General features: G+C 35.7%; 31 protein-coding genes and 1 tRNA gene. 22 read left to right on the forward strand and 10 right to left on the reverse strand.

Going from position 1 to position 26,752, the window contains the following annotated elements:
• Nucleotides 1–626 precede the first annotated feature (626 nt).
• Nucleotides 627–1,313, reverse strand: a complete 687-nt coding sequence (locus tag V7O67_RS13175) for an HNH endonuclease (RefSeq protein ID WP_342304404.1) — start codon at nucleotides 1,311–1,313, stop codon at nucleotides 627–629.
• Nucleotides 1,314–1,722: 409 nt separating this feature from the next.
• On the opposite strand from V7O67_RS13175, the gene V7O67_RS13180 reads away from it, so the two are divergent.
• The 9 genes from V7O67_RS13180 (at nucleotide 1,723) to V7O67_RS13220 (ending at nucleotide 6,596) form a co-directional block, all read left to right on the forward strand.
• Nucleotides 1,723–1,980 (forward strand): hypothetical protein, encoded by a 258-nt coding sequence (locus tag V7O67_RS13180; RefSeq protein ID WP_342304403.1) that lies wholly within the window; start codon nucleotides 1,723–1,725, stop codon nucleotides 1,978–1,980.
• Nucleotides 1,964–2,233: a hypothetical protein gene (locus V7O67_RS13185; RefSeq protein ID WP_342304402.1), complete on the forward strand. Its 270-nt coding sequence runs from the start codon at nucleotides 1,964–1,966 to the stop codon at nucleotides 2,231–2,233. Before V7O67_RS13180 ends, V7O67_RS13185 begins: the two co-directional genes overlap by 17 nt.
• Before the next feature lie 246 nt (nucleotides 2,234–2,479).
• The gene (locus V7O67_RS13190; protein ID WP_406670208.1) at nucleotides 2,480–2,821 is read left to right on the forward strand and encodes a hypothetical protein; all 342 of its coding nucleotides are present in this window, start codon (nucleotides 2,480–2,482) and stop codon (nucleotides 2,819–2,821) included.
• Between the two features lie 29 nt (nucleotides 2,822–2,850).
• Nucleotides 2,851–3,900, forward strand: coding sequence for a hypothetical protein (locus V7O67_RS13195; protein WP_342304400.1), 1,050 nt, complete (start codon nucleotides 2,851–2,853; stop codon nucleotides 3,898–3,900).
• A gap of 4 nt (nucleotides 3,901–3,904) precedes the next feature.
• Nucleotides 3,905–4,888: a hypothetical protein gene (locus tag V7O67_RS13200; RefSeq protein WP_342304399.1), complete on the forward strand. Its 984-nt coding sequence runs from the start codon at nucleotides 3,905–3,907 to the stop codon at nucleotides 4,886–4,888.
• A gap of 12 nt (nucleotides 4,889–4,900) precedes the next feature.
• Nucleotides 4,901–5,026 carry a hypothetical protein gene (locus V7O67_RS13205; RefSeq protein WP_342304398.1) on the forward strand — a complete coding sequence of 42 codons (126 nt, stop codon included), beginning with the start codon at nucleotides 4,901–4,903 and terminating at the stop codon, nucleotides 5,024–5,026.
• A complete protein-coding gene (locus tag V7O67_RS13210) occupies nucleotides 5,023–5,472 on the forward strand; it encodes a hypothetical protein (protein WP_342304397.1) in 450 nt (149 codons plus the stop codon). The genes V7O67_RS13205 and V7O67_RS13210 overlap by 4 nt, the downstream gene beginning before the upstream one ends.
• Complete coding sequence (locus V7O67_RS13215) at nucleotides 5,469–5,852, forward strand: hypothetical protein (RefSeq protein WP_342304396.1); 384 nt, start codon at nucleotides 5,469–5,471, stop codon at nucleotides 5,850–5,852. Before V7O67_RS13210 ends, V7O67_RS13215 begins: the two co-directional genes overlap by 4 nt.
• A gap of 201 nt (nucleotides 5,853–6,053) precedes the next feature.
• The gene (locus V7O67_RS13220) at nucleotides 6,054–6,596 is read left to right on the forward strand and encodes a hypothetical protein (RefSeq protein ID WP_342304395.1); all 543 of its coding nucleotides are present in this window, start codon (nucleotides 6,054–6,056) and stop codon (nucleotides 6,594–6,596) included.
• A gap of 102 nt (nucleotides 6,597–6,698) precedes the next feature.
• On the opposite strand, the gene V7O67_RS13225 is transcribed toward V7O67_RS13220, so the two are convergent.
• Nucleotides 6,699–7,310, reverse strand: a complete 612-nt coding sequence (locus V7O67_RS13225; RefSeq protein WP_342304394.1) for a hypothetical protein — start codon at nucleotides 7,308–7,310, stop codon at nucleotides 6,699–6,701.
• A gap of 102 nt (nucleotides 7,311–7,412) precedes the next feature.
• Nucleotides 7,413–7,538 carry a hypothetical protein gene (locus V7O67_RS13230; protein WP_406670212.1) on the reverse strand — a complete coding sequence of 42 codons (126 nt, stop codon included), beginning with the start codon at nucleotides 7,536–7,538 and terminating at the stop codon, nucleotides 7,413–7,415.
• A gap of 36 nt (nucleotides 7,539–7,574) precedes the next feature.
• Between V7O67_RS13230 and V7O67_RS13235 the strand changes: the two genes are divergently transcribed.
• Nucleotides 7,575–7,826, forward strand: a complete 252-nt coding sequence (locus V7O67_RS13235; protein ID WP_406670214.1) for a hypothetical protein — start codon at nucleotides 7,575–7,577, stop codon at nucleotides 7,824–7,826.
• Nucleotides 7,823–8,029 (forward strand): hypothetical protein, encoded by a 207-nt coding sequence (locus V7O67_RS13240; protein ID WP_342304392.1) that lies wholly within the window; start codon nucleotides 7,823–7,825, stop codon nucleotides 8,027–8,029. Before V7O67_RS13235 ends, V7O67_RS13240 begins: the two co-directional genes overlap by 4 nt.
• A 209-nt stretch (nucleotides 8,030–8,238) precedes the next feature.
• Here the strand turns inward: V7O67_RS13240 and V7O67_RS13245 are convergent, their stop codons facing one another.
• Together V7O67_RS13245 and V7O67_RS13250 are read right to left on the reverse strand one after the other, a co-directional pair.
• Nucleotides 8,239–8,784, reverse strand: coding sequence for a hypothetical protein (locus V7O67_RS13245; protein WP_342304391.1), 546 nt, complete (start codon nucleotides 8,782–8,784; stop codon nucleotides 8,239–8,241).
• A gap of 38 nt (nucleotides 8,785–8,822) precedes the next feature.
• The gene (locus V7O67_RS13250) at nucleotides 8,823–9,992 is read right to left on the reverse strand and encodes a tyrosine-type recombinase/integrase (protein WP_342304390.1); all 1,170 of its coding nucleotides are present in this window, start codon (nucleotides 9,990–9,992) and stop codon (nucleotides 8,823–8,825) included.
• A 150-nt stretch (nucleotides 9,993–10,142) separates the two neighbouring features.
• Here V7O67_RS13250 and V7O67_RS13255 point away from each other — a divergent pair, with 150 nt between their 5' ends.
• From V7O67_RS13255 to V7O67_RS13290, 8 genes are all read left to right on the forward strand, one after another.
• The gene (locus V7O67_RS13255) at nucleotides 10,143–11,315 is read left to right on the forward strand and encodes a site-specific integrase (RefSeq protein WP_342304389.1); all 1,173 of its coding nucleotides are present in this window, start codon (nucleotides 10,143–10,145) and stop codon (nucleotides 11,313–11,315) included.
• Between the two features lie 117 nt (nucleotides 11,316–11,432).
• Nucleotides 11,433–11,666: a hypothetical protein gene (locus V7O67_RS13260; protein ID WP_342304388.1), complete on the forward strand. Its 234-nt coding sequence runs from the start codon at nucleotides 11,433–11,435 to the stop codon at nucleotides 11,664–11,666.
• Between the two features lie 226 nt (nucleotides 11,667–11,892).
• Complete coding sequence (locus tag V7O67_RS13265; protein WP_342304387.1) at nucleotides 11,893–12,102, forward strand: hypothetical protein; 210 nt, start codon at nucleotides 11,893–11,895, stop codon at nucleotides 12,100–12,102.
• 34 nt (nucleotides 12,103–12,136) lie between these two features.
• Nucleotides 12,137–13,585: a hypothetical protein gene (locus tag V7O67_RS13270; protein WP_342304386.1), complete on the forward strand. Its 1,449-nt coding sequence runs from the start codon at nucleotides 12,137–12,139 to the stop codon at nucleotides 13,583–13,585.
• Between the two features lie 79 nt (nucleotides 13,586–13,664).
• Nucleotides 13,665–14,144 (forward strand): YecA family protein, encoded by a 480-nt coding sequence (locus tag V7O67_RS13275; protein WP_406670217.1) that lies wholly within the window; start codon nucleotides 13,665–13,667, stop codon nucleotides 14,142–14,144.
• A 164-nt stretch (nucleotides 14,145–14,308) separates the two neighbouring features.
• Nucleotides 14,309–15,217: an ABC-three component system protein gene (locus tag V7O67_RS13280; RefSeq protein ID WP_342304384.1), complete on the forward strand. Its 909-nt coding sequence runs from the start codon at nucleotides 14,309–14,311 to the stop codon at nucleotides 15,215–15,217.
• A complete protein-coding gene (locus tag V7O67_RS13285; protein WP_342304383.1) occupies nucleotides 15,217–15,462 on the forward strand; it encodes an ABC-three component system middle component 6 in 246 nt (81 codons plus the stop codon). Before V7O67_RS13280 ends, V7O67_RS13285 begins: the two co-directional genes overlap by 1 nt.
• Nucleotides 15,450–17,186 carry a DUF2326 domain-containing protein gene (locus tag V7O67_RS13290; RefSeq protein WP_342304382.1) on the forward strand — a complete coding sequence of 579 codons (1,737 nt, stop codon included), beginning with the start codon at nucleotides 15,450–15,452 and terminating at the stop codon, nucleotides 17,184–17,186. Before V7O67_RS13285 ends, V7O67_RS13290 begins: the two co-directional genes overlap by 13 nt.
• Nucleotides 17,187–17,572: 386 nt before the next feature.
• Here V7O67_RS13290 and V7O67_RS13295 read toward each other — a convergent pair whose 3' ends face one another.
• Nucleotides 17,573–18,253: a tetratricopeptide repeat protein gene (locus V7O67_RS13295; RefSeq protein ID WP_342304381.1), complete on the reverse strand. Its 681-nt coding sequence runs from the start codon at nucleotides 18,251–18,253 to the stop codon at nucleotides 17,573–17,575.
• A 102-nt stretch (nucleotides 18,254–18,355) separates the two neighbouring features.
• On the opposite strand from V7O67_RS13295, the gene V7O67_RS13300 reads away from it, so the two are divergent.
• Nucleotides 18,356–19,318: an endonuclease/exonuclease/phosphatase family protein gene (locus tag V7O67_RS13300; RefSeq protein ID WP_406670220.1), complete on the forward strand. Its 963-nt coding sequence runs from the start codon at nucleotides 18,356–18,358 to the stop codon at nucleotides 19,316–19,318.
• Between the two features lie 760 nt (nucleotides 19,319–20,078).
• Here the strand turns inward: V7O67_RS13300 and V7O67_RS13305 are convergent.
• A complete protein-coding gene (locus V7O67_RS13305; RefSeq protein WP_342304379.1) occupies nucleotides 20,079–22,052 on the reverse strand; it encodes a UvrD-helicase domain-containing protein in 1,974 nt (657 codons plus the stop codon).
• A gap of 443 nt (nucleotides 22,053–22,495) precedes the next feature.
• Between V7O67_RS13305 and V7O67_RS13310 the strand changes: the two genes are divergently transcribed.
• Nucleotides 22,496–22,744 (forward strand): hypothetical protein, encoded by a 249-nt coding sequence (locus V7O67_RS13310; RefSeq protein WP_342304378.1) that lies wholly within the window; start codon nucleotides 22,496–22,498, stop codon nucleotides 22,742–22,744.
• Here the strand turns inward: V7O67_RS13310 and V7O67_RS13315 are convergent.
• Together V7O67_RS13315 and V7O67_RS13320 are read right to left on the reverse strand one after the other, a co-directional pair.
• Nucleotides 22,737–24,413: a hypothetical protein gene (locus V7O67_RS13315; RefSeq protein WP_342304377.1), complete on the reverse strand. Its 1,677-nt coding sequence runs from the start codon at nucleotides 24,411–24,413 to the stop codon at nucleotides 22,737–22,739. The genes V7O67_RS13310 and V7O67_RS13315 overlap by 8 nt on opposite strands.
• 140 nt (nucleotides 24,414–24,553) lie before the next feature.
• Nucleotides 24,554–24,625 (reverse strand) — tRNA-Thr (locus V7O67_RS13320).
• A 203-nt stretch (nucleotides 24,626–24,828) separates the two neighbouring features.
• Here V7O67_RS13320 and V7O67_RS13325 point away from each other — a divergent pair.
• Entirely contained in the window at nucleotides 24,829–25,743 is a 915-nt protein-coding gene (locus V7O67_RS13325) for a hypothetical protein (protein ID WP_342304376.1), read from the forward strand.
• A 23-nt stretch (nucleotides 25,744–25,766) separates the two neighbouring features.
• Here V7O67_RS13325 and V7O67_RS13330 read toward each other — a convergent pair whose 3' ends face one another.
• On the reverse strand, nucleotides 25,767–26,744 hold the full coding sequence (locus V7O67_RS13330) for a class I SAM-dependent methyltransferase (protein WP_406670222.1): 978 nt from the start codon (nucleotides 26,742–26,744) through the stop codon (nucleotides 25,767–25,769).
• Between the last annotated feature and the right edge of the window lie 8 nt (nucleotides 26,745–26,752).

Consider the following 26,752-nt stretch of genomic DNA (forward strand, 5'->3'; position numbering starts at 1 on the left):
CCGTTAATAATATCCCAACTACTACTAATAATAGTAGTCCAACTGCTACTAGTTTTTTTAAATCCATGAGCACCACTTAACAGCTTTGTATAATTGTAAACTATATCATTTTATTGGTAGTCGTTCAAGAACACTTGTATGGAAAGTAAACCGGCTTCTGGTATAAAAGTATTATTCAGTAACACTTTTGCAACTTCCAACGACACACTCAAAAAACGCCATTTTCCTTTTATACTATCTCGGTTTTACTCACATCAGTTGCAGGTGCGGAAATAAATTTCCTATTAGTTTGACTAATCGGAAGAAAATAAATCTTATTTACTCCATTATTTCTACTCCAATCTTTCTATATTGTGGTACTGTTATTTTCTTCTCTTTTTTCTTTTCTGAAAATAGCCGATGGCGTTTCTAAAAAACAGTACTTCAATTAAAAAACCCAACCTACCCAGCATTTGCGCCGCTTCGCGGCGCCCGTGGCTTTTTTCCTATGTTCCCTTAGGTACACGATTAAGGCGTGTGTGCCACGGCTGTCATGCAATGCGATTTTTAGCTAGATATTCAAGTTGAACAAATCCACTGGAAATTGAGGTTTATGGTAATTAAAATAAAAATAATATTGCAAAATCTTATTGATTTAAGATCTGCTTAAGTTCATTCACTTCCATTGTCCTATCTTTTTTTCGATGTAACATTGAATGACAATTAGAACAAACAGGAATCAAATCCTCAATTGGATTTACCTGGTAGGATTCACCTATTTCAGAAACCGGAACTTTATGATGAACTTCAATAAACCCGTCACCGATTAATCCGTATACTTTCTCGAAGTCAAAACCACAGATATGGCATTTTGTACCATAGTGATCAATGCAGGCTTTTCTTGCTTTTGGATTTCTTTCATAAACATTTACTGAAATGGTTGTTTTGGAACCCTCAGGTAATAACATAGCTTCGGCTTCTATGGGGTTGGGTAGATCAGTGTACATTTGCTTTTTTAGTGTTGCAATAATCTCCTTTGCCTTCTTTTCAAGTTCAACAAAATTATTAAAGTATTTGTCCCACGTTTCAATATCAGATTTAGTTACATTTTTTAAACCACCTTCGTTAGAAGGGTCCAGATACCTAAAGTTTCCAACTTTAAGGGCTACTGAATTCAAAGAATGTCCATTTGGCAACAAATGATATATTTCATTTACCAGCTTATCATTTTTATCTGCCTTTGCACCTTTTAAATAGTAATACAATGCAATTATTTGTTCATCATTAGTCCAATTTACCCGTACCATAACTTTTAAGAGTCCATTGGAATACATAAATTTTACTAAAAAAGTTTATTGTTACTAAGTGGGGTTCCTCGAAAACCTACAGTATGCATAGTATACCCCTTCCCCCAATAGAGGCAATCCCAAAACACCAGAAGGCGAGCAATTCGCACGGCTGGTTTTTCGCATAGCGGAATAGCAAGCGAAGCGCAGCAACCAGCGTGCTGTATGCTCGTTTTCGTAGGTAATATTGCAAGTAATCTCTTCACCCAGTGTGAATGCGGCACAGTGTTGTATTGACACATCAGCCATTTACTAAAAGGCTGATTTATGCAATAATTCAGTCTGTCTTATTTTCAGAGCTACTTTTTATACATAATTTTATTCTTAAACTTATGCATAAATTTATAAAAATTTGAAATGTTTAAATATCTCTTTTTCAGACTTCCCATTGATAACTATGTCAGACTTCAATAACTATGGGATTCGTCAGGTAGGCGATAGAGTGCGCCTTCCTGGAATAAGTGTAGCTGTTTCTGAAAAGAAAAAAGATGACGGTTCTACTGTCAGGTGGGCTCAGTTGTCCAAATACAATAAGTTCAAAGATGAATATGAGAACTTCTCGATTTTTGCCGATGATCTTGAGCTTCTTGGCTTGAAGATCCCTGACATCCTTTCCTCTCTAAAGGGTGGTGTTTCACATGTATCAGGAACTTAAATCAAAATTCAATGAGTACAAAACTAAAGTAGTTGCTGCAGGTGCAGCAGTTGTATCAACAGTCTCCACAGCAGCCGCAGAAACAAACAGTTCAATTGCAGACGTGGGTCCTATAATTCAGGATGCTGCAACTCTCATGCCTTACATACTGGCTCTTATTATCTCAATAGCTGGTGTCATAATTGGTATGGCTGTAATTAGGTTCGTTACTGGCCTGTTTGATAATATCCTTCAGGGTATGAGGTTCAGATAAGGGTGGATTCATTCACTCTTTTTCTTTCTTTTTCGAGGTGTAAAATATGGCTAAATCTAGTCTAGTAAAGTATCGTGTTTTGCGACCTAAGAAAGCTTCTAAGCCTAGTGGGAAGCCTGTTTCTTTTTCTTCTGCTTTGCGTTCTAAAGTGAAACGCAAGAGTCAGAAAAATAGTAAATGGTCTTCATTTGGTCGCTTTAATTCTCTCTATTCACGTAAATGAAATTAAAATCTTGAGGTGTCCGTATGAGGTTAATATCATTATTTGCTTTGCTCTTAGTTTGTTGTTCCCCTGTGGTTTCTGCGGGTTCTGTTACCTTTACGGACCCTCTTGACTCCTATGTCTATACTGTTTATGATGCAAATGGAACTTACATAGGCGATTTCAACACAACAGAAACACTTCTACTTGAGTCTGGTTTAAACTATCAGATTTTTGTGAAACCAAATACAGTTTCTTTAATTACTGATCCTATAGAGGGTGCTCGCTGGACTATGGCTTATATTCCTGTTGTCTTTGCGTTAATGCTTGTCTCTCTTATTGTCATTGGTCTTGTGCTGATCTATCGTAAGGGTGTGAGATTATAAAACAAATATTATTTATTGCATTGCTTTTGATGTCTATTTCTCTGACAAGTGCAACATCGATTCCTGCATCTGGTTTTGGATTATCGTCTATTACATTTGTATCCGATTATGACGGTGTGAATTTTTTAATAGGTGGTGCTTCAGATGAATATACAGGTACAGAAGTGAAGGTTTATTATGTCGAGGAAGAGTCCAGTACCTTACTAATTTATAATGGAACTGTTAATGCTGCCTGCATGTTGTCAGACGGTACTATTGTATTTGATGATAATACAGGTGTAATCTGGCATAAGTCGATTTCAAGTCCGATTGATTTATATTCTTTGCAAAATGACCCGACTCCCTCTGGCAAACTTACAACATTAGCAGACACACAAGTTACTGAAATTAAGCCCGATTCTTCAGATAATCTCTATGTTTGTGTGAACAACATGGCAGGCTCTGATGGTCAGGTGTTCCTATTGGCTGCACCTTATTATTCAAAGTCGTTGTTATTTGAAAGAATATCTGGCAACTATGCAATTTATACAGTGGGGATGCATCCAGACGGCATAATTTACGATGATTCTTATCCATATACCGCAACAACTCCAAAATATATTCGTTTATTCTCGGATGGATCCTCATCTACAAAATATACTTCTTCATCTACCAGTACTCCTATGCAAACACTTGGAATAGCCGTTGCGTCAAACGGGGATGTCTATTATACTATGGAAAAAGACCTAATGCGTCTTAATTATTCCAATTCGTGGTCATCCTCTACAATTGATACTTTATCCAGTCGGTCAGCTGGTATTGTTCTGCTATCGAACGGTGTAATCTATGCTGAAGATGCCGATAATATGGTAACGTATACATCAGATGGTTTATATGGTGGGTATTTTTATGCTAATTATACATCACCCGTAAATGATTCGTCTGATTCATCTTCAGACAATCCCCTGTTATTAGATTTAGATGGAGATGGGGAATTTACCCAGGACGATGCAAAACAATTGTCACTTACGTTAGGTCCTCTCATGTGGATCCTAATGTTCATGGTCTTTTTCATGGTTGCTTTAGGATCTCGCAGGTGAGTAAATGAAACAAATTCTATTAGTTCTACTTGCAATAGCTTTGTTATTGCTCCCTGCATCTGCTGAAACATTAACCTTTGAAGATACCGCAGGCCATGATTATTATGGTATCTGTGCAGATGTGACTGATTATAAACCTACAGGTCTTGTTTATGGGTTTTCTCCTTTAGATTCAGATGAGAATTATATTCCAAACTCAAACTATGATACTTTTTTGACTTCATCAGATGATGTTTATGAGTATCTTGATTTTCATTTTAAGTCAAATAGTTCGTTTGAACTTCCTGTTACTTTTTGGTATACTGAAGGTCAGCGTGATTTAATTTTTTCTGTTGATTTTGAAGAAAATCCGTCCTGGCTTTTTTTCTTTACTGACTCTATGACATATGAAATAAAGGATAATAATTCAAATGTTCTTGTTTCAAAAACATATAGTTCTTTACATACCAATTATGCTCGATTTACCGTAACACCTAATGAACTTCAAGTATCGCGTATTGATCGGAGCTTTTTAAATCAATATACAACAGGTGCTTCTGTAAATCTTACTATGTCTCCGCTTACTGCGGTTACTTTTGATTTAACAGAAATTAATAACAATGCATCTTCATACTGTGTTGTAAAAGTAGTAGATGATGAACTTACTCAGGAAGGGGAAGAGCTTCCAGGTTGGATTCAGTGGCTCTATAATAGAATTAGCTTTATGGACCCTGATATGGTCCTTTATAATGCTCTTACATATGTTGTTTTCATGTGGGATATTCTATCATTCTTGCTTACATTCATGCTATTTTCCACATGGTCATATTTCATCCTGGCCAATGTTGTAGGCCTATTCTATGGCATTCTTCAATCTAATAGAGGTACTTTTGGAATGATTGAAGGCTATTTCAAAGGAATGTATTATTCATTCCTTCTTCCAATTCAGATTTTTAAATTCTTAATTAATTTAATTATTTCACTTGCAAATGCAATATTACCACTATGAAGAGGTGAACTAATGGAACGTGTCAAAATGGAACTAAGATTAGATCATGATAAAATAATGTCCGTCCATGGTCGGACTGTAAAGCAGGCTAAAGACAAAATGGAAGCATCCATGAAAATAAAGGGATTGATAGAATGAATTATAGTTTTTCAGGTCTATCTCATTTCTTTAAGGATCTCTTTTCAGCCAGAAGAGCTGATAAGGATAATCGGGTTACTGTCTGGTATCTTGATGTTTCCAACAACCTGCGAAAATACAACGGTGAGTTTTCAGCTTCCTTGGATTGCGTTGAAGTTCCGGCAATAGCAAAAACAGTTTACCTTAATAGGAAAGGTACCTATTTTGACCCAGCGGCAAAACAAAAAGTTATATTTTCATCATATAATCGTGCATCTGCTCTAAGGCCTGACCAATCAGGACAGGATTATTTATCCGGCGAACAGGTTGAAGGTATCCTCAAAGCTGGTCTTTTTGATCGTGTTGTCCGTCCAAACATGACCCTCGCAGTCATAGGTTTCATACTTGGTATAGCCATTACTGCTTTCATCGTTTCAACACTCTTCTTAATAGGGATGATGCTATGAGCTCAAACGTTCCCTTTTCTGATATCCTGCTTCATGACATGCAGGAAAAAGAGGTTCCTGTAGATGACCATGCAATTATCATAAGGGAAAGTATAGAAAAACTCTTCCCGGATGATCCTGATGCCTGGCTCGCAGTTTCAAACCTGAATAATTCTCAAATAGATGAGCTTGCAAAAGTTCTTCTTGTCAAAAAAATGTTCCTTCCTGATACATGTGATTTTATTCTTGATTTTGTCCGTGATTATATCAAGTTAAACGTATCAAAGAATGCACACGGCAGGCATGACATAAGGGATATCTTCCAGGGAACTTTATCCCTGAATCCCTCTGTTCAAGGTAGGTCCTTTACTGAAAGTGTTAAAGGTTTAATCGGGAAATGATACCGTGCAAAATCATAAAGAAAACCTAACTAAAGCAATTGCAGGTCTTGCTTTTGCTTTTGGTTTTATCGGGGTAGCAGTGATTGATTTTAGTTATTCATATCTATCAATTACTCCTGATCCCTATAGGATCGTTGTTTATTCCATAGTGGTATTTCTATCATTTTCAATTTCAATAGAATCTCTCAAGGAGATAAAACAATGTCAGGACGTATCAAAACCGGTAGATTCTCAATAATTGGTGAGTATTCAGCAGGCAAAACCGCCTTAATGACTGCTATTGCCTACCGGGATCATCTTCAAGGTATACCGATCTATTCAAACTATCATCTTGAATTCCCACATACTCGCATAACATCTATTCAACAAATGGATTCTATGCAGTCCGGTACCTTTGTCATGGACGAAGCATGGTATACTTTCGATTCCCGGGCATTTGGTACAAAAACCAACATGAAAGGCTCTGTAATCCTCTCAAAACTTGCAAAACGTGACATGAACGCATATCTTAACATGCAGTCCATGGACCTCTTAGACTCTCGTTTCCGTGACAGAATGCAAGCTATCTTAATCCCCGAAGTCTTTCAAAAAGATGAAACAGGAAAACCCCTCATGTTAGAAGTTCAATCAATTACAAAAGATAAATGGGGTTTCTATAATTTCATGCCTAAATCTTATTACTTTGATGTCTCGCAGGTTTTGAACCTCTATGATACATCTGAAGAACTTGACCCATTAACTTAATTTACCGTCTGCCGCACCGACATCATGGCAAGCGACAAACCGCCCGCCTGATGGCGGCGGCAGGTAACTACCCAAAACTGAATTAAAAATTAGAGTACAATTTTAATTAAAATATTCTCTGCTTTTCTGGAATTTTTTCATATAACTGATATAAAGCTCAGTATATTTAGCATCTTCAAGAGGTATCCAATATAAATTATCTGGTTTTTCTGGACTTCCACCCAGTCCAATAAGAACAAAAACAGGTGCTTCTCTTTCTCTGTCGAAATCCTGATATCTTTTCAATTGTTCTTTATTTGTCCAGGTAATTTTATTTTCAAATGCATAAGACCTATATTTACATTCAATATAGAATTCATCACCACTTAAATTATGTCGAATTAAAAGATCAGGTCTTGTATCTGCTTCAACATACCTGTTATGTTTTCTCATACTATCTGTGGTCCATTCCACAATAGTAAACTTATTTTCAGGAAATAGATTAACAACAAATTTTTCAAAATCATCTCCCTTTTTAATATTTTCTTCATTCTTTGAAGATTCATAATAAACAGGGGGTTTTTTATTGTTTACATCGACAATTAAAAAATTATAATAAATGTGTCTTCCAATTACAAAAGCACCTAAAAAAAACATTATCATTATTAGATATTGCCAATAGTTTTCTAGTATATATCCTACAATACTCATTATTGCAAAAATTGCTAAAATCAATCCTAATGCTCTATAAATAAATTCATTCTCTTTTTTATTTGAATGATATTTTCTTTTTTTAGGATAATATTTTTTTGAGATACTTTCACCTAAATATAAATATCATATTATATTTCTTAAAATTTTCGCAACTTCCAGATCATTCTCTACAAGATGAAGTCCAGAACCCTTGTAATAGATGAAGTTTGGTGCACCTGCGAGGTTATTGAGGGACGTTACTAATACCAATACAGTTAAATAATATTATTATTTTATATAAATAAGATGGAACTCACCGTGGGCGTAATAGAAGCAGGTGTAGCAATTTTAACTATAGTGGCTGGACTTATATTGTTTATAGTGCAATATGAATCAAGGTTATCTAAAATGGAAACAAAGCTTGAACCAGTTTTACAATTAGAACCGAGGCTCATTTCAGTTGAACAAGAAGTAAAATCACTAGACATTATGAAAAATATTATTTCTGAAGTAGGTAGTGAAAGAGTCCAAAAAGTGTTCAAGGAGAAAAAAGAATGAAGCTTTCACCAAATGAGTTTGAAAGGATGGAATATCTATTAGGTAAATCCAATTACTCAAACCTTGCTCCTACAGAACAAATGGAATTAAAGAGATTAATTGTAAAAGATCAACCATCTGCTCAAAATGATTCTCTTGATGAATTAATCAAACTTGGATTAATTTTAGTCGGAATGTACCTTTTGGCAAAAGCTCTTGAATAGTTGAAGAACTGCCCGTTCCCAAAGATAACCTAACTCCCTGCTACGTTCTAATTCCTTAATACTTCCGCATCATATAACAAAATAAAATCGATAACTACACATCCTTTCAGAATGCCGGCTACTGTGCCTAGGCAAAAACCAGCGATTCAAGCGCCCGCCTTTGGCAGCGCATAGGCAGAGTTTCAATATAGTGCTTATTATGGTTGGATTTAAATATCAGATAGAGGTAAGCCAATTTCAACAGATGTAATATTGTGATTTTCAACAGTTATCCAATATGGATTCATGATAGTTTCTCTACTTTCTCCTGTAAAATCGTAATAGGAAAATTCAATTTGAATATGATAAATATCATCAGACACTTCATTTAAATTATTAAGGGATAAATCAATACTTGTATATTCCCCAGGTTTTATAATCTGATTTTCCTCATTCATAGGAATAATAGCTATTGGATCTGCGTTTCCCTCAAAAGTTACCTTTGCATTAACCAAATACGCAGGATAAGCTGCGTATTGATTGTTAAGCAAAGCCATCGAAATTGTAGTGTTATTAAACTTTAAAGAACTCACCTTTAAGGTAGATTCAGCAATCATTTTTTGATATTCAAGAGCTTCATCAGATTTTTCATTAGCGGTATAAGCTGTTATACATGCAATAATTGTTAATAGTATCATAAATACTGCAAAAACAATTTCTAGTTTTTGATATCTAGTTAGTTTGTCACTGCTTTGGTCATCTTTTACTACATGCATAAAATATACTTATGCAGTTAGATTGGATATAACTTTTTTTATTCTATCACACCCCTCAACACCTTAGCAACTTCCGGATCCTTCTCAACAAGCTCCATCAAGGCCATAGAGATATCTGATCTTCTCTTTTCAATACTCTTAGATGCTTCAATGGTCAGAGCCATCCCACAGGAAGAACAAAAATCACAAGTAGGACCATTCATGGTCTTACATCTCGTACAAATAACAGGCTTTAAAGTCTTGCTTTCATCTTCCTCTTTGATAATACCGGCCATCTTAAGCAGTGGTTCATCCAACTGCTTACCTGACATATGAATATAGATTTCCGGCATATCTGAGCCGTGTATCCATCCTAAATGGTCTTCCATCTGTGCCTGTGTCAGATGTTCTGCTAATTCCGTTGCTCTTGAATGCCTGAATAAATGATTAAAAACCCGCTTCTCAATATTAGCTCTCTCGGCCAATCTAATAATGGCTCTTCTAATAGAATCATATTTCATCTGAGCACCATAATTCTTAGTTCCCAGGTTGATCCATAAATATGCATTCGGGTTATTTTTATCCGGATGGTCGTTTATCCATTCAGCCAGATATGGAGCAGAGAACACAAGCCTTACTCTTCTCATGCCTGTCTTACCGTCCTCTTTCCCAACCATCACAACTACACCGTACTGGTCAAAGATCACATGCTTAAGTTTGAGGTTCCCACTCTCACCAACTCTTGCTCCTCCATCATACCAACATGCAGCCATAGCTCTATCTCTGGAATTGCGGGCAACCTCTATCATCCGCATAACTTCTTCTTGATTCAGAAGTTCTTCAGGTAACTTCTTAGTGTTCTTCTGCATCTTCAAGGATATCCACTTAGTAAGTGGGTGTTCCTCTTCATCCCCGTTCATCCACTTGTAGAACCGCTTCAGACACTGTTTATAGTCTTTTTTAGTCCATGCTGCCTTTTTGGACCTCTCAACAGATGCAACATATCTCTCAATATCATCTTTAGTTGCATCTTCAAAATCTATTCCCAATTCCCTAGAAATGATATTAATTTGTGACAAATACTTTAAAACACGAACTGTAGTTAATCCCTTAGCGAAAAGATAATTCTCAAATCTAAAAATATTTGCTTTATTCTTCTCAGAATATTCTGCCTCTCTTATTCGCTTTTCTACTCTTTTCAGGTTCTTTTCGTGGTCGTAAATACTCATACTCTCACAACTAGTTTACTTTTAAAAAACATTGACCTAGCAAAGTGAAAGTAATAGTTTGAAAATACCTGTCGGCTTTAGAATTAGAAAAAAGAGCCTCTGGAGGGATTTTTACCTAAAGGTTATAAGCCCCCACTACAATTATGGTATATGGCACTCTACAACCAAAAGCTCGAAACAAGGATATCTGGACTAAATGGAAAGCTATCTGATACAAATATCCAGCTTATAAAAAAATTTGTCAGACAATGTGATATTGAAGGCATGACAGACTTCAGGAAAATGAAGTATGTTAGCACGTTGAAGCAAATTGCTCTTATAATGAATGATAAACCATTAAATGAAGCAACTAAAACTGACATAGAAGATGTGCTTATTGCTGTTAGGAAAAGAACGGAAAGTGAAGATACAAGACACGATTATGCAGTTACATTAAAGAAATTTTATCGATGGTTAAACAATGGTAAAGAACCCGAAATAATTGAATTCTTTAAGGCAACAAAGAAAAGTAAGGGGCGCAAGTTGCCTGAAGAGCTGCTTACAGAAGATGATGTCAACAAAATGATTGGTGCAACGCGCAACACAAGAGACCAAGCTCTTATAGCTATTTTATGGGATTCAGGTTGTCGAATTGGTGAGATTGGCAACTTAAAAATAAAACATATAATGCATGCTGATGAAGGCATGAAGATCAGGGTTGATGGTAAAACCGGACATCGTACTGTACTTCTTTTTTATTCGGTTCGTCTTCTGATGGCTTGGCTTGAACAGCATCCAGAAAGGGATAATCCAGATGCGCCACTTTGGTGGAATTTTGATAGAAATAAAGCTAACACTTCTACCATGATAGGTTATGCCGCTATTGCTAAGCAGCTCAAAAAAATAGCCAAAAATGCAGGTGTAAACAAAAGAATTCATGCTCACTTATTCAGGCATAGTCGAGCTACATTTATGGCCAATCATTTAACAGAGGCACAGATGAATGCTTATTTTGGATGGGTGCAAGGTTCAGATGTTCCATCAGTATATGTTCACCTATCTGGACGTGATGTCGATACTGCTGTACTGAAAGCAAACGGTGTTGAAATCGAAGAAGAAGAGAATAAGCCAAAAGTGCACAAGTGCCCCAGGTGCAAGACACTTAACACTCCAAACAACATGTTCTGCTACAAGTGTGGTTCAGTGTTAACACTAAAAACTGCACTTGAAATAGAAGAGAAATCACAACCACTAGAAGATTCAATATCCAAGTTAATGGAATCAAAACTCAATGACTTGGTTGAGGCAAGGGTCAATGATATATTGCAGAATATAAAGATTTGAGATACAAAAACGTGACTGTTTTTATTAAATTTCGATAGTCTTATATGATAAAAGTTACAAGTTTTCCTTGCAAAAAAGAGATTTTATGGACAAAAAGGAAAATACCATAAAAGAAAAATGCCAGAGGCAAAAGACCCAGACGCAGAAGCTAAAAATCAAAACACAAAGGTAAGCTCGGACGCAGAGGCAAAGATCCCAGACGCAGAAGCAAAAAAACCAATACACAAAGATAAGCTCAGACGCAGAGGCAAAGATCCCAGATGCAAACAAAATAACAAACAAAATAACAAACAAAATCCTAAGCTCCTGAAAGTGCATCGTAAGATGCACACTTTTTTGCTAAACAAATAGGAGTGTTTAGCATTAATTTTCAATTAGATAATAACAATAAGTATAGTTCTGACACTAGTTATTCTGAACAGCTTGATGATGAATTTTTAAACCATTTGTCTCCCTCTAAAAAATTGATGCTTAAAATCAATAAGCTCGCAAAAGAAAAGGTAGATGAGCTTCTTGAACCGGTAAAACGAGGAGAGATGACGCTGGATGAGCTCAAAAGGTCAAGGGGTTTGATCTAATGGGAAAAACAGAATATCGTATCAGGGAAAATGGTGGCCGTCTGAGTATAACATTACCTCAAAAAGTTGCACTTTATTTGGACATTCTGGATCAAGATGGCAATTTAATAATCGAATGCATCAAATATGAAGTCGATAGGGATGAAAACGGACCATACGCAATCATCCGACCTTATGAGCCTAACAAAGGTCATTTAATAAACGACTGAAAGTAGCAGGACTTCAAAATAAGCTCTTTCAAACATGGTTCATAAGTTCTCCGAACCCGTCACCCATGAGTTCGGCTGTTATTTCCATATAACAGACCTGGACTTCTATTATACAGTTGTCAGTTACTTCTCTAACAACGTAACCGATAGCTATAATCATCACATCAAGATAGGTGACCGTAACTTCAAATTCTGGTCCAAGCAAGGCGGCCTCTACAATCCCAAAACAAAGAAACTCGCCTTTGAATACATGCTCCAATGGACCGATAAAGAAGGAGCATCAAAATGCACCTACACCATAAAACCCCTATTTGGAGCAGGTACAAAGACAAAAACAGGAAAGATCCTTAACCTTCCTTCAGTAGGAACTCAAATACATATCCAGTCCTCTTATATCGATCTTGACGAACACTTTGACATCATTTTTGAACTCATGGACTTTTTGGGAGCATCACGCTTCCAGCACATGATAGACCGCTCAAGGTCCACAATATACCAGATGGCCAGACACATCCGTTATCATGAAAGACATGAGCATGACCTGGTAACAATGCTCCAGGCAATAGAATATGAATCCTCCATGCGTGGAGACTCAAAGCTCATCAAAAATCTAAGGTCCGGTAAATATGACATGTATAAACTGGATAATCCCGACTTCTCCACCTGCAAAATAAAAACAGAATATCAGCACAGCGTTAAATCATACCGTATAATAAACTTCCTGGACCGCAGGCCAGAAGATCCCCTAAGACACCCAAAACTCGAAGTCTTCCTGAAATCTGATTCAAAACAAAACCCCTCTATCAATGACTTCCTCTCCCTGAAAAAAGACCTCGATAAACTCCTGTTCTCCCTTCTTAACTTCATCTCTCCCATAGAATACGTGTCAGACAATTACTTTGATGCCGAAAAGGTCTTTGAATATCGCTATAATCTCCCAAAATGGGATTATAATAATCAATCTTCCAAAAATGAAAACATAGACCTGGGCGAGAACCTCAAAGCCGTTAAAGCTCTTGCCTATGTCGCTCTCCAATCCGAAGGCTGCGCAGACTTCCGAGACATCCAGGAACAAACAGAAATCCCCGAGCGTTCCCTCTGGCGCTACATCAATTTCTGGAAATCCGAAGGCATCCTAGACACAGCCCGCGAACACTGCACAAAGGTATTCTTCAAAACCAAACACCTATGGGAAAATACAAAAGAGCCTCTAATCAACTTCTGTTCAGCCTTTAACATAGGCTTCAAAAAAGTATTCGGTCATGTATTCGTGGATTCCGGTGTTATTCGTCCTTTCAAGGAACGTAATAAGAATCTGAAGCCAATTAAACCCAGACATCTACCAGACCTAGAACCTATTATAGTAGACACCTATCAGCAAGGAAAGAAGATATCAAAAAAACTCAAAGAGCTTGGTATTACTCGTAAGATTGCTGTAAGGTCTAATCACAACACAGTGAGATATAGCAGGGTCTTCAGTTAACTTGGATAGCCGAAGGTATAGATTATTTTTATATTTTTGTACGTACAATGCATAAAATAAGACCATAGTCAAAAATACTATGAAGTGTTATCTCCATTCTGACAAAATAGGAGTTGATATTATAGGCAAAATTGGACGAAATGACCCTTGCAAATGTGGCAGTGGAAATAAATACAAAAAATGTTGCATGCAAAAAGATATTGAAGAAAGAATGAATCCTACTCTTGAATGTGGATTATGTTCCACGAAAATGCGTGACCCCGATGTTTATTCCACTACAACTCTTGTATGTTCTTTTTTGGATCATCGAATAGGGACTAAAGTGCCTTTCTGTTCTTATGAATGCGATTTAGCTTTTACACTTCGACAACATTTAGCTGAAAATGATGACCTGAATGTACAGGAAGTAATAACAAATCTTGAAATATCAGAGGACTGGAGCAATAATGATGTTAGGCTTGCGATTGATAAGCTAATTGCTCATGATGACAATCTAATAAAAGGAGCTCTAGTTGAATATTTGGACTATGCTAAAGAACATAGTCTTCTCTCAGAATAGTAACAGCAACAAAAAAATTGTATCAAATCGTCACTTTTAAAATAAATGTAAAATCATTTCGGAAGTACTATATATGGGTATTATGTTTAATAAATAGTTGAAATAAGGAACAATCTGCATAAACATCCCATGAGTTTCTACACAAATAGAATAGGTGTCATTAGATGGATATTAACGAAAAAACAATTGCTAGGCATTTATTTCAAAATAAAATCCTAAAAGCTGATGGCCAAGCATTTGAAGATTTATTCAGTGCAATTATGAATTATGCAGAACCAGATTTTCAACAGATTAAACCATGGGGAAATATTGGAGACCGAAAAAATGATGGATACATTAAATCCAAGGGCATTTTTTTTCAAGTATTTGCTCCTGAAGACATTGAGAAATCGTATACAAGTCTTGTCAGCAAGCTAAAAACTGATTTTGCCGGTCTAAAAACACATTGGTCTCCTATTAATGAATTTTATTTTGTTGTTAATGACAAAAACAAAGGTGTTAATCCAGATTCTGAAAAATTAATTCAAGAAATTAAAACATCTCACAAACTCAAAAAAGCAGGATTTTGGACTGCGAGAAAGCTTGAAAATATACTTTTTGAACTAGAAGATGACCAAATTTTGGTTATAACTGGATTTTTTCCAGATCCGGCTAGCATAAAATATTTGGACTATTCAATCCTAGCTGAGGTAATATCACATATCATGAAATTACCTTTGCCAAAAGACGATGAACCTGAAATCAGATATCCAGATTGGGATGACAAAATTGAGTTTAACAATCTATCTGAACATGTAGCTACATATCTCAATAATGGATGTATTCAGTTAAGTTCTTTAAATAAGTACTTAAAAAATAACAGTGATTTTCTCGTAGATTCTTTACGAGACAAGATGAACGAAATATATATTCAAGAAAAGAAAGATAATTCAGGGGATGAATTATTTTGGGCAATCATCAATTGTGCAAGTCCGAGGCCAGAACAAATATATCAAATCTCAGTTATTGTAATAATGGCAAAGTATTTTGAAACCTGTGATATATTTGAAGAACCTACTCAAGGAGAGATGTAATGATACTTCCAACTAAGCACACAAATTTCTCAGAATCTCTTCTTGGTTTTGGAAGTTACATTTTAAATTCACTAGAATCATCGAAGTCTATTGATAATTTATGGAATCAATATCAATATGACTATCATAAAGACTTATACCATGCAAAACATAGCTTTGACAACCTTTTACTTACAATAGTCTTTCTCTATTCCATAGGTGCCGTTGAAGAGCAGGACGGTGTTGTAAAAAAATGTATTTGTTAAAAGTTTACTCAAATAAAGAAAGTTTCAGAACAGTCACGTTTAATGAAACTGGACTTAGCTTTATTGTTGCTGAACAAGATAATCCTGAGTCTAACGATAAAGGAAAAACCTATAATGGAGTAGGGAAGTCTTTTTTAGTTCGCATAATTCATTTTTGTTTTGGCGCCAATGAAAATGGATACAAAGAATTATGCGAAAAGTTGCCAGACTGGGAGTTCTATGTTGACTTTAAACTTGGAAATAATATATACACTGTCAAAAGAACAACAAATGAACCTAATGGAATGGAATTAAATAATGAATTAATTTCGGTTTCAGCATTTAGGGATGAAATGAATTCTTTGTGTTTTAACATACCGAAGAATATTACAGATATCTCTTTTCGCAGCTTAATTCCTTTTTTTATCCGACCAAAAAGGAACTCATATGTAGCTTTTAATGAACCCGGAAAGGTAGTAAGACCATATCAAACGTTACTTTTCAATTCATTTTTACTTGGATTGGATATATCCTTAATACAAGAAAAAGAAAAAATTAAGAAAGAATTGGATCGTATAACTACTTTAGAGAAAAATTTTAAAAAAGATTCGTTGCTAAAGGATTTTTTTACAGGGAATAAAGATGCTGTTTTAACACTCGTAGACCTTGAAGAGCGTATTCAAAAATTGGAAAATAGTTTAAAGACTTTTGAAGTAGCAGAAAATTATCGAGAAATCCAACTGAAAGCAGATAAAGTAGAGAAAGAGTTATTCACATTAAATAATGACAGTCTACTTTTAGAAAGCAATATAGAGCAGATAAACGAGAGTTTCAATTTTACCCCGGATATTTCAAAAGAAAGTTTATTAAGTGTTTACCAAGAAACAAACATACATTTTTCTGAAAATCTTGTTAAAACATTAGATGACACGAAAATATTCTATGAAAAACTAATATCAAATAGGAAAAGAAGATTAGTTGAGCAGCAAAATAAACTAAGGCTTGAAAAGAAAAATAAAGAAAATAAAATGGAAATTTTACAACGAGAGCTACACCAGCTTATAAGGTATCTTGGAGAGCATCAAGCACTCGATCTTTTTGTCAGTCTGAACAATCAAAAAGCTGAATATGAATTAGAAAGAGATAGCATTAAAAAATACCAAGCTTTGCAAGCTGAATACAAAGCCACAAAAAGAGATATTAAAAAGAAATTTGTGGATTATGCGGAAATTGCAGACCAATATTTAGAAGGTGTTGAGAGTGAAATTAATGTACTGCGAGATTATTTTAGAAGTCTTGCTAAAACGTTCTATCCAGATAGCATAGCAGGTATTACAATAGAATCAAATAGTGGAGTAAATCAATTAAGGTTTAATATTGATGCAAAAATTGAGTCAGATGCTTCTGATGGTATAAATCATGTCAAGATTTTTTGCTATGATTTAACAATCCTATTTGAAGGTCATAATCATAACATCGATTTTATTTTCCATGACAGTAGACTATTTTCTGATACTGACGAGAGACAAACATCTGATATGTTCAAACTAATATACGATAAATTCTCAAATTCTGGTAAGCAATATATAGCAACCGTAAATCAAAATCAGCTTGATGAAATCAAAAAACAATTAACTGATGAAGAATTTGATGAGATCATCACAAAAAACAAAGTATTAACTTTAACTGATAAATCAGATGATTGCAAATTACTAGGAATCAATGTTGATATACGAGAAGAATAAAACCAAATATAGTCCCTTTTCAAATGTTGATTTTCTTCATGCTTTCTATCTTAAAATATTTTTATCCCTGCACAGCTTCCATTGGACTAAGTCTATACTGTGGTACTGTAAAAACCAGTATTTCTTTTTCTTTAACAATCCCTTGCTATCGTTTTTACAAAACAGCACTTCAATTAAAAAATCCAACCTACCCAGCACTCGCGCCGCTTCGCGGCGCCCGTGGCTTTTTTCCTATGTTCCCTTAGGTACACGATTAAGGCGTGTGTGCCACAGTTGGCCTGCAACCCGATTTTTCGTATGATTTTTACAGTTTGAATTTCCAATTGAAACTGAGGATTCAGTATAATCAATGGATAAAAATTCTAACTCTATAAAAAATAAAAGGGTTATTTGATTTCCTCTAATTTCTCTTCAACTCTTTCTTTATCAAAATTAGCGAATATATCTTCAGGATTAACTTCTAAATCCTTGTTGTAACATTTGATTGCTTCGTTGTAACATTCAACAGCCTCATTCTGTTTTCCCAGAGAGAGAAGTGAATCTCCTTTATTTCTCCATATAATTCCATTATCCGAGTTGATAGAAAGTGCCATGTCAAAACATTTCACTGCTTCTTCATTCTGATTGATATGCTGTAAACTTGATCCTTTTGATGCCCAAACATAACAATCATCTGGATTAATCTCCAACATTTTATCATAAGCTTCAATTGCTTTTTTGGGTTGATTAAGACTAATATCATATGCCATTCCTGCAATTCTTAACCATCTAACATCATCGCTATTGCTTAGTATCACATCATAACACTTGGTTGCTTCTTCCTTCTTATCGAGATTAATGTAGGTTAGTCCTTTTCCTGACCATGCTGCTTCGCTGCTCGGATCAATATCCAATGCTTGATTATAATATTCTAGTGCAGTATTATACCTACCATAGTCTCTCTGCTCATTTGCACTTTCAATTAATTGATCGACTTCACTAGCTTCCTTATCAATACAGCCTGCAAACACTGTTAGAAATATTCCGAAAAGCAGGATAAATAGTATCGTTATGTTTTGATTTTTCATAAATATTTCATGTTCCTATTTGACATATCTATTTCTATTATATTGTTTAATCTAACTTTTTTACCAAGTCCCTTTAATATTACTTCTTATCTTTTGATTAACATGAAAATCAAACTCTTAGTAGTACTCATTTTGATATCATTCACTCTTGGTTGCATCTCCGAAGACACAGAACAAACTATCAAGGAGATAGCAGAAGAGATCGAGCAAATTGAACAAATCGATGTTCAGCCTACAGAAGATATCCAGCCGAAAGTACTGGATGAAGAAATAAACACATCTCCATTACCAGATGAAACTCTAAGAATAGGAGCCTTCAACGTCCAGGTATTCGGTGTCTCAAAAGCCGATAAACCCGAGGTAATGGAAGTCCTGGCAGACATCATCAGAACCCACGATATAATAGCCATCCAGGAAATCCGCGACAAGTCACAAACTGCCCTTCCTGAGCTGGTAGATCTAGTCAACTCTGATGGTTCAAACTATGAATACGTTGTCAGTGAAAGACTCGGCAGAACAAGCTCAAAGGAACAATATGCCTACGTTTTCAACAGCAACGTAGTAGAACTAATAGGAGATCCTCAAACCTACCCAGAACCAGAGAACACAGATCCTTTCCACAGACAGCCATACATAGCACCATTCAAAGCAACTGCAGGTAACTATGATGCAGTTCTCATAGTCATCCACACAGATCCTGATGAGGCCACAGAAGAGATCAATGCACTTGATGATGTTCTGGAATACTCACAAAGCATTTATCCAGATGAACAGGATTTCATAATCATGGGAGATCTCAACGCAGACGGTTCATATTTCGATGAAGATTCTACCTCAGATCTGGATGAATACTACTGGCTGATCGATGACAGTGAGGATACAACAACCAAATCCACAGATTACACCTATGATAGAATAATCCTAACAGACACTTCTGATTTGTATGGCCAGTTTGGTGTTCTCAGGTATGACCTGGAATATAACTTGACAGAAGACAATACAATTGCAGTATCAGATCATTATCCGGTGTATGCTGAGTTTGTAATTAATGAAGATGGTGATTGATAATAATTTCCAAAATGTACCTTTTATATATGTTATTAATATAAACATGTACATATACTGTGGGTCAAACATGCCTCACATTTTTATTACTTTTGAAAAGTACGCATGTTTTATGATTAAAACGTAATCCTGTGCCATGTACACAATTATGCTAAATATGGTCATGTCCATTAATAGCATGTACATGCCTCCATATATTTGGAGGTAAAAACCATAGAAAACAAAGTTAAGTTAGGACCTATCGAGGGCACAGGCATTTGTACTGTGCTATCAGCAGGTTTAATCGTTTCCGCGTTATTAAACCTAGATACCAGCATTTTTGCAATGTGCCTAATGCTAACAGTGACTGCGCCCTCATCCAAGAGTCGATAAGTAGAGGTATTAATACCTCTATATTTTATAGGAGTATTTAATATATAAATCAAATGCTCAATACAAGTAAGCATCAGAAATCCTAATCACTTAATAAATAGTGGGGTTTCCTCGAAACCCCACAGTATGCGCAGCATACTCTCAATTCACTCCATCCCCACAAAATCCCGTAACAAAAGCAATATCATTTACGGAGTGGGGCTGACAAGCCCTGCCCCCGTAGTAAACGGTATGTGTGTGGCTGCAAGCCACACTTTTATTATTCAAGTGTTGCAGGTAATCTCAATCTCTGCGTGAGTGTGTCTGCCACCAGGCGCACTGACGCATCAACCTTGTTTGGAGGAACGCTTCGCGTGCGATACGGTCCGGTCAATATACTTGAAGCTATTCATTTGTCTAAACCAAGTTTCTCAAGCCGCTTCTTTATAGCACCAGGGCTTCTTCCATACTTCTTGGCCAGCTCACTAACCTTCTTACCACTCGAATAGTCATTGATCAACCTCAGTTCATCAGTTCTGTTCCAGGGCTCATAGGCTTTCAAATTCTTTTCTTGAGCTTTTTCAATCAAAGAGCTTTTCTTGTCACTTGGTTCGCTCTCAGGCTTTAATTCTTCTTCAACTGGATTTTCAGAAATCGAATTATAGCAAGATTTTAGTTCCTTAAAAATTGGTCCTCCATTCTTATCATGAGAATGAATGATTAGTTTTTCAGAAGCACGAGTCATTCCTACGTATAGCAACTTTTTATCCTTGACCTTATCAACATCCATTAAGATACAAACCTTAGTTTCAATACCCTTGGCAGAATGATATGTCACCAAATTGATCTTGTCTTCTACTAGGTCTTTTGAAGCAATTGCATTCATCTTCAATTTTTCAGTCAAATGCTCATACGTTTTGTCCCGAAGCCAAACACTCGGAAACAAAACCAAAATATCTTCTGGATTGTAATTTTCTTTTTCCAGCAGACCATTTAACAATGAATTTGTCTCTTTAAAGCTTCCAGTAACAAACTTGACATTATCATCTGTGTTGAAATTGCAGCATATTCCATCTCTACCTTCATAGAAAGTTTCCACTTCCCTTTTATTATCTGGGTCTGTTACCAAATACTCCAAAGCTAAATTTACATGCCTGCTACCTGAACGATAGGAGTTCTTCAGAAGTTTTGAGTGGCCTGCAATATTTATTCCCAGGCTTTTCCAATTATGCGTTGAAGGATTGTAGATGCTCTGAAGTCTATCCCCTGCTAAAAAAATATTCTCGCTAAGTTGATTATTATATTCATGTTTATTACATAACAATAAACAAAGCTTCATCCAACTATCGCGAAAATCCTGATATTCGTCGATTAGAATTGCATCATAGGTAGGCTTTGCATTTTCAATAGCCTTGAACGGGACAATTTCATCCCAATAGTTCTCAGGTACAGGATTGGGAACATTGCCAATATCAGCAACGTATTTTGCTAAACCATGGAAAGTGGAAACTTCTATATTCTGGTATTTTACACCCATACTTTCGAGATCATCATGAAGAGATTCTATTTTACTTGATAACTTTGAATTCAATGAATTTGTGTAGGTCAGAATTTTAATTTTCCAATCTGGATGTTCTCTAGCAAGGAAAACTGCTCTAGCTAAAAGAATAACTGTTTTGCCACTTCCAGGAATACCTGAGACCATGTAATGCCCATACGGAACCCTTCTAGCAAATTTTTCCTGCTCTATATCAAGAGTCTTAATTATGCTGTTTTCCCCAGATTCCTTTTTGCTATATTCCCAAATCTCTTTTTGCAATAGCTTTACTTTAATTTCAGGGAAAAAGATGCTCCTTATCAACGATAGATCGTTTTCATTGATCTGTTGAAGTTCCTCACTAAAAAGATCGTTAACTGTCAAGTCAGTTATTTTCTCAGAAGTAATGCATTTTGATGGAGGTTGATAAAAACAACTATCAAGCTCTTGAAGCTCATTTGCTTTAAGATTGGTTAAGATCAAATTTGAATATAGGCCGTATTTTAGTTTGTACTTATCGTTAACTAATGTCCCATGGTTCTGTAATTTGCTCTTTGCGGCATTGAAGTATTCATTTGTCCTATTGATTGGATTTTCTCTTGAAGTTTCATTGATAATGGCAGTCTTCTGATTTATCGTATCGAGATCTTCCCATCTCCAATCTTTGACTTCAATTATCGAAACACCTTTGCATTCATCAATAAGAACAAAATCAGGAATTAGATGTTTAATTCGAGGCTCATAATAAAGATAAGCGTTCCAGCTAACATCTTTGTATATTTGAATTATTTTGTTCGCAATCCTTTTTTCCCCATTGGTCAATTTTGATTGATCGGCCTGCTTCATCACATGTAAACCCAATTTTCTATTCTCCTTACATTATCAATATGTATATATGAATTACAACTGTCCTTATATATATTTTTTTAAATATTTTTATTGTCTGCTATATAGAATATATAGTTATTTACTATCCGTTTGGATTTCAATATCGTAGATTTAAGCCAATGAATACAGTGGCGCATTGACGCACCAACCATCTTTAAAGGACAGAGTTGCGCAGTAATTCTGTCCGTCAAATACCAAACTCCCCTCTAAAAATGATGTGACGAACACTGCGGGCGCAAGTGAGGAACATCCTAACCAAACCCAAAAAACAGACTATTATTTACTTCATCGTAGACAAGTGTGAAAAACAGTATTGTTTTTGTATTACTTTTGTGCCCTCTTTTTATTGAAATTATAAATGTATATATTCATATATTCTAATTTCTGATTGAGGATTTTAAATGTCAAATGAATATAATGAATTTGGAATTAGACAGATAGGCGAAAAAATCCACCTAGCAAATACGTCAGTCTCAATCTCTGAAAAGAAAAAGGATGATGGTTCAAGCGTGAAATGGCTCCAGTTCTCCAAGTTCAACAAGAAATCAAACAGATGGGAGAACTTCACTCTCTTTGGTTCTGATCTGGAAGTGTTGAGTGTTAAGCTTCCTTCAATACTTGAATCTCTGAAAAATGAGATTGCTAGCTAAGTTTCTTTTTTGATGCATTGATTTTCAATGCATCTTTTTTATTTTTTTGGTGATTAATATTTTCTTCGAGTATTGACCATATACTATTCCATATTGAATCTGCTTTATCAGAATGCAAAACAAGTATTATTTCCAAAATAAACAGAGTAAGTAATTGGTAAAAATGTATCACTCTTATCTGTTCATATTCTTCTAGTAAGTAATAGCAAGATACAACTATAGAGTAAACATACCATGGGATTACAAGTTTAATGGATAATCCCAATCCAACCCAGTATTTTTTAAAGAACTCTATACTAATTATCTGTTCGATAGCGAAATCATATACTGAGAAAATCTTTACGTATTGTCCTCCGAACAAAATTATAGGTATTGCTGGAATAGTAATGTAAATGAGCGTATCAAATGAAAATAGAGTGAATATGATAGGAATTTCTTCCATATAATAACGATAAATGTGCCATGACCAAAATATAGAAAATAGGGAGCCGCTAATTATCGTTAAAATTGCATACCCCTTACAATATAATAATGCATATTTCTCCTTCTGGAAGATGAAAAAAAGACTTTCTTTAGAATACTCAACTTGGGATTCAGATGGCAGGAGGTTTTTTTCGAAGATAATTTTTATTTTCTGTATAAGTCGTTTTGCTTTTTCAGTGGGTGCAGTTTCAATGAAATATCTCATACCATCTAGTTCTGTGTTTTTTTGAATCAATTTTTTCAAAGCATACCTCTTGACTAAATAAGCATTAAGCAATGAATAGCAAAAAGCTAATTCATAAGTTTGAATAAGGTGAACAGAGTAATCAGGGTATTCGTAGTTGAAAAAAGTAAGAAGAATTTGTGGATCTAATATAGGTCCCCCCATATCATTTGAAAATGTGATTAAATCTAAAGACATTATCGCCAAATACCAAGACATATAAAGCCCAACAATATAAAAAAAGATGTAAATCAAAAACATCCACGTAATCTTAAATGAAACGTATCTTTTTGAATTGATTTTTCTAAAGAACAAATGAACGCTTAAAGAAATGTAGATATAAAAGGATATGAAAAGCACAATAAACCAGAACAAAAATGGAATGTCCATACCTGCAAAAGAAAATAGAAAGAGTTGATTTATGGATGGATGAATATTGCCCATTGCAAAGAAAGAAATTAACAAGCTGATGAATGAAATCATTAACAACAATTTGCGGTTATAATTTCCAAGATTGAAAACATTACTTATTATTCGAGTTTTTGTCATTTTAGAGGATGTTCTTTTAGGGTTGGAACCTTTAACAATCATATAATATCCTTCAAAAGATATTAACATTCCTCCAACTTCTATGAATACCACGGAAAGAAGACCGAGTGTTTCATCGAGCACATATGAAAGACCCCACAAGATCATAAAATAATAGAAACACACCCATCCTAAGAGAGCAATTTTTGTCTGAAAATTTGTTTCCCTCCATAAACGGGAAAATGTTATTTTTCCCTTTATATCAAAGAATTCATTGTTCATGAAGATTTTAACTAATAATTTTGCTGCCAACACAAAAATAGCAAAAAGCAAAAGAGCATTTGGTAAATAGTTAATACCTAAGGATGAGTCGAGTAAATATGTCAAAATTGCTATCATTAGAAAATATATTATTTCAATTTTCCACCGTGACATGATGTCTATGTCCCCCCATATATTTCATAAAACAATAAGAAATATAAAGTCATCGAAATGAATTTACGCAGAACAATCTAAAAATCACAATGTTTCATTGAACAAAAAAGAAAAAGGGGGCTTTTAACCCCGAGATATCAAGCCCCTGGAGAGATTCGAACCCTCGGCCTGCTGATTACGAATCAGCCGCTATACCGCTAAGCCACAGAGGCAAATGTGAACGACTGTATAACTCTATTTAATCATTTAACCATTTCGCTTATTACCATTGTTGTAGCTTTGAATTTCATTTTGGTATTTTGCTTCTACTTATCTTAACCAATAACTATATTAACTATTTTAGAAAACTTATCTATGTAGGGGTAATTTATTGTGTATGTATAAATTAACAGCATAAGTACAGGGAGAGGGTTTCATGGTCGGTTTAACAAAATCATTAAGCGAAACAGTAGAACTAGTTCAAAATACATTTACTATTGTTGGGAGAAATCCTTCGATTCTCAAGCCTACGATTGCACAGTTTGTTATTGGAATGCTATTGTGGCTACTTGTCATTGGAAGTATTGGAGCAATGTTCATCGTTAAGAACGGGCTTTTTATTCTGCTTTGTATTCTAGTACTTTTCCTTTCACTATTCTTAATTCTATTTTTCTCCTACATCAAAATGTATTATCGGGCTGCTCAGAGCTGGATAGTTTATCATACTTTCAAAGGAGAGAACATTTCCTATAAAGGAGGTCTTTCCAGAGCAAGGAAAAACTTACTTGATATATTTCTTCTTTCATCACTTGAGTTAGTATTTGGTGCTATCTCAAGAAAACTAAAATCAGGATCGCAGCAAAGCGGAGGTCTGTGGTCTTTGCTTAATATGCTTCTTATAATAGCAGGAGCAGCAGTTGAAGAAGGGTGGGATCTAATGGGGAATTACCTTTTGCCAGGTTCAATAATTCCTGAGAAGAATTTGGGTGAAGCAATCTCAGATATCAAAGATATAAAAGAGAATGTTCCCGGTGCTCTGGTAGGAGTATTTGGAATTGACTTTGTAGGTAATACTGTTAAAGGTTACATGACCTTTATAGTAATTATCGGTGTTCTTCTTTCCATGGTAGCGTTTTTCATCACCGAAAATGTTCTTCTGATCTATGTCATATACATGTTAGTACTTCTGGCTATCATAGCCAGTTTCTTTGGTAGGATAGTCATAGACATGGTGAAAACAATATATTTCACAATATTCTATGCTGTACTGACGGCTTCAGATGAGATTCCAGATAGTCTGATGGAAGACGCTACACATTATCTGAACAAGGAGCATTTAGAACATAACTGAAAATAATACTGTAATTTTTCACTTTAAATTACCCTTACTTCAATACAGACATTGAGTTGGTGCGGGGCGTAGGAGCGGACTACACGTGCATCTATTAGTTCAATTTCTCTTCCTGCTTTTGATGCTGCTTCTTCGATAAGTTTCAGGGAGCTGTCGAAAAGGTCGTCTTCAGGAGTGATATCATAGTAATGGATTATGGCTCCCTGGGCGCACAGTTTCATGGCAGCGTCGAGAAATTCGTTTGCATTGTGAGGCAGGTTCATAATAACATGATCTGCAACATCAGGGAATTTTTCTACTTCCTGATTGGCGTCGCCTTCTATGGCTTCAACGTTTGTTACTGAGTTAAGTTCAATGTTACGTCGCAGGAACTCAACAGCATCGGGATTTTTGTCCATTGCTATGACTCTTATATCAGGGTTTTTTCTTGCTATCATGATACTGTATGGGCCAACGCCTGCGAACATGTCTGCAACAGTCTGGCCTGCTTTTACCTGTGCAAGTATGCGCGAACGTTCAGTTGCCAGGCGGGGGGTAAAGTATGCTCTCTCAAGGTCAATATAATACTTGCACCCGTATTCCTTGTGGATTGTGGAAGTCCTGTCTTCTCCTGCAATTGCCTTGAACCTGCGGGTCCTGAACTCTCCCTCGACGGGTCCAAGGGCAGCAAGCACCGTTTTCACGTTGATCTTAACTTTCATGATAGCATTTGCCACCTTTTCAGGTTCAAAGACGTCATCTTCGATGAGTGCAATATCCCCTATAACCTCGAAGTGTGGCACATCTTCCAGCAGGTCTTCAAGCTTAAGCTGTCCTTTCTGCTCTTCAAAATCGTGCTCTGTAAGTTCGAACTCTCCGGCCAGGTTCATTAACTGGCTTTCCTGCGGCTCTTCTGTCAGAGGTAGGTACAGATGTTCTCCTTCTGAAATAATGCGTGCCGAATTGTCAAGCATGTTCATTTCCAGCAGTTCCCTGCGTATCGGCTCTCCATTTTTCTTCAAAACCTTAA

This window comes from Methanolobus sp. ZRKC4 (assembly GCF_045291305.1).
Classification (GTDB): Archaea; Halobacteriota; Methanosarcinia; order Methanosarcinales; family Methanosarcinaceae; genus Methanolobus.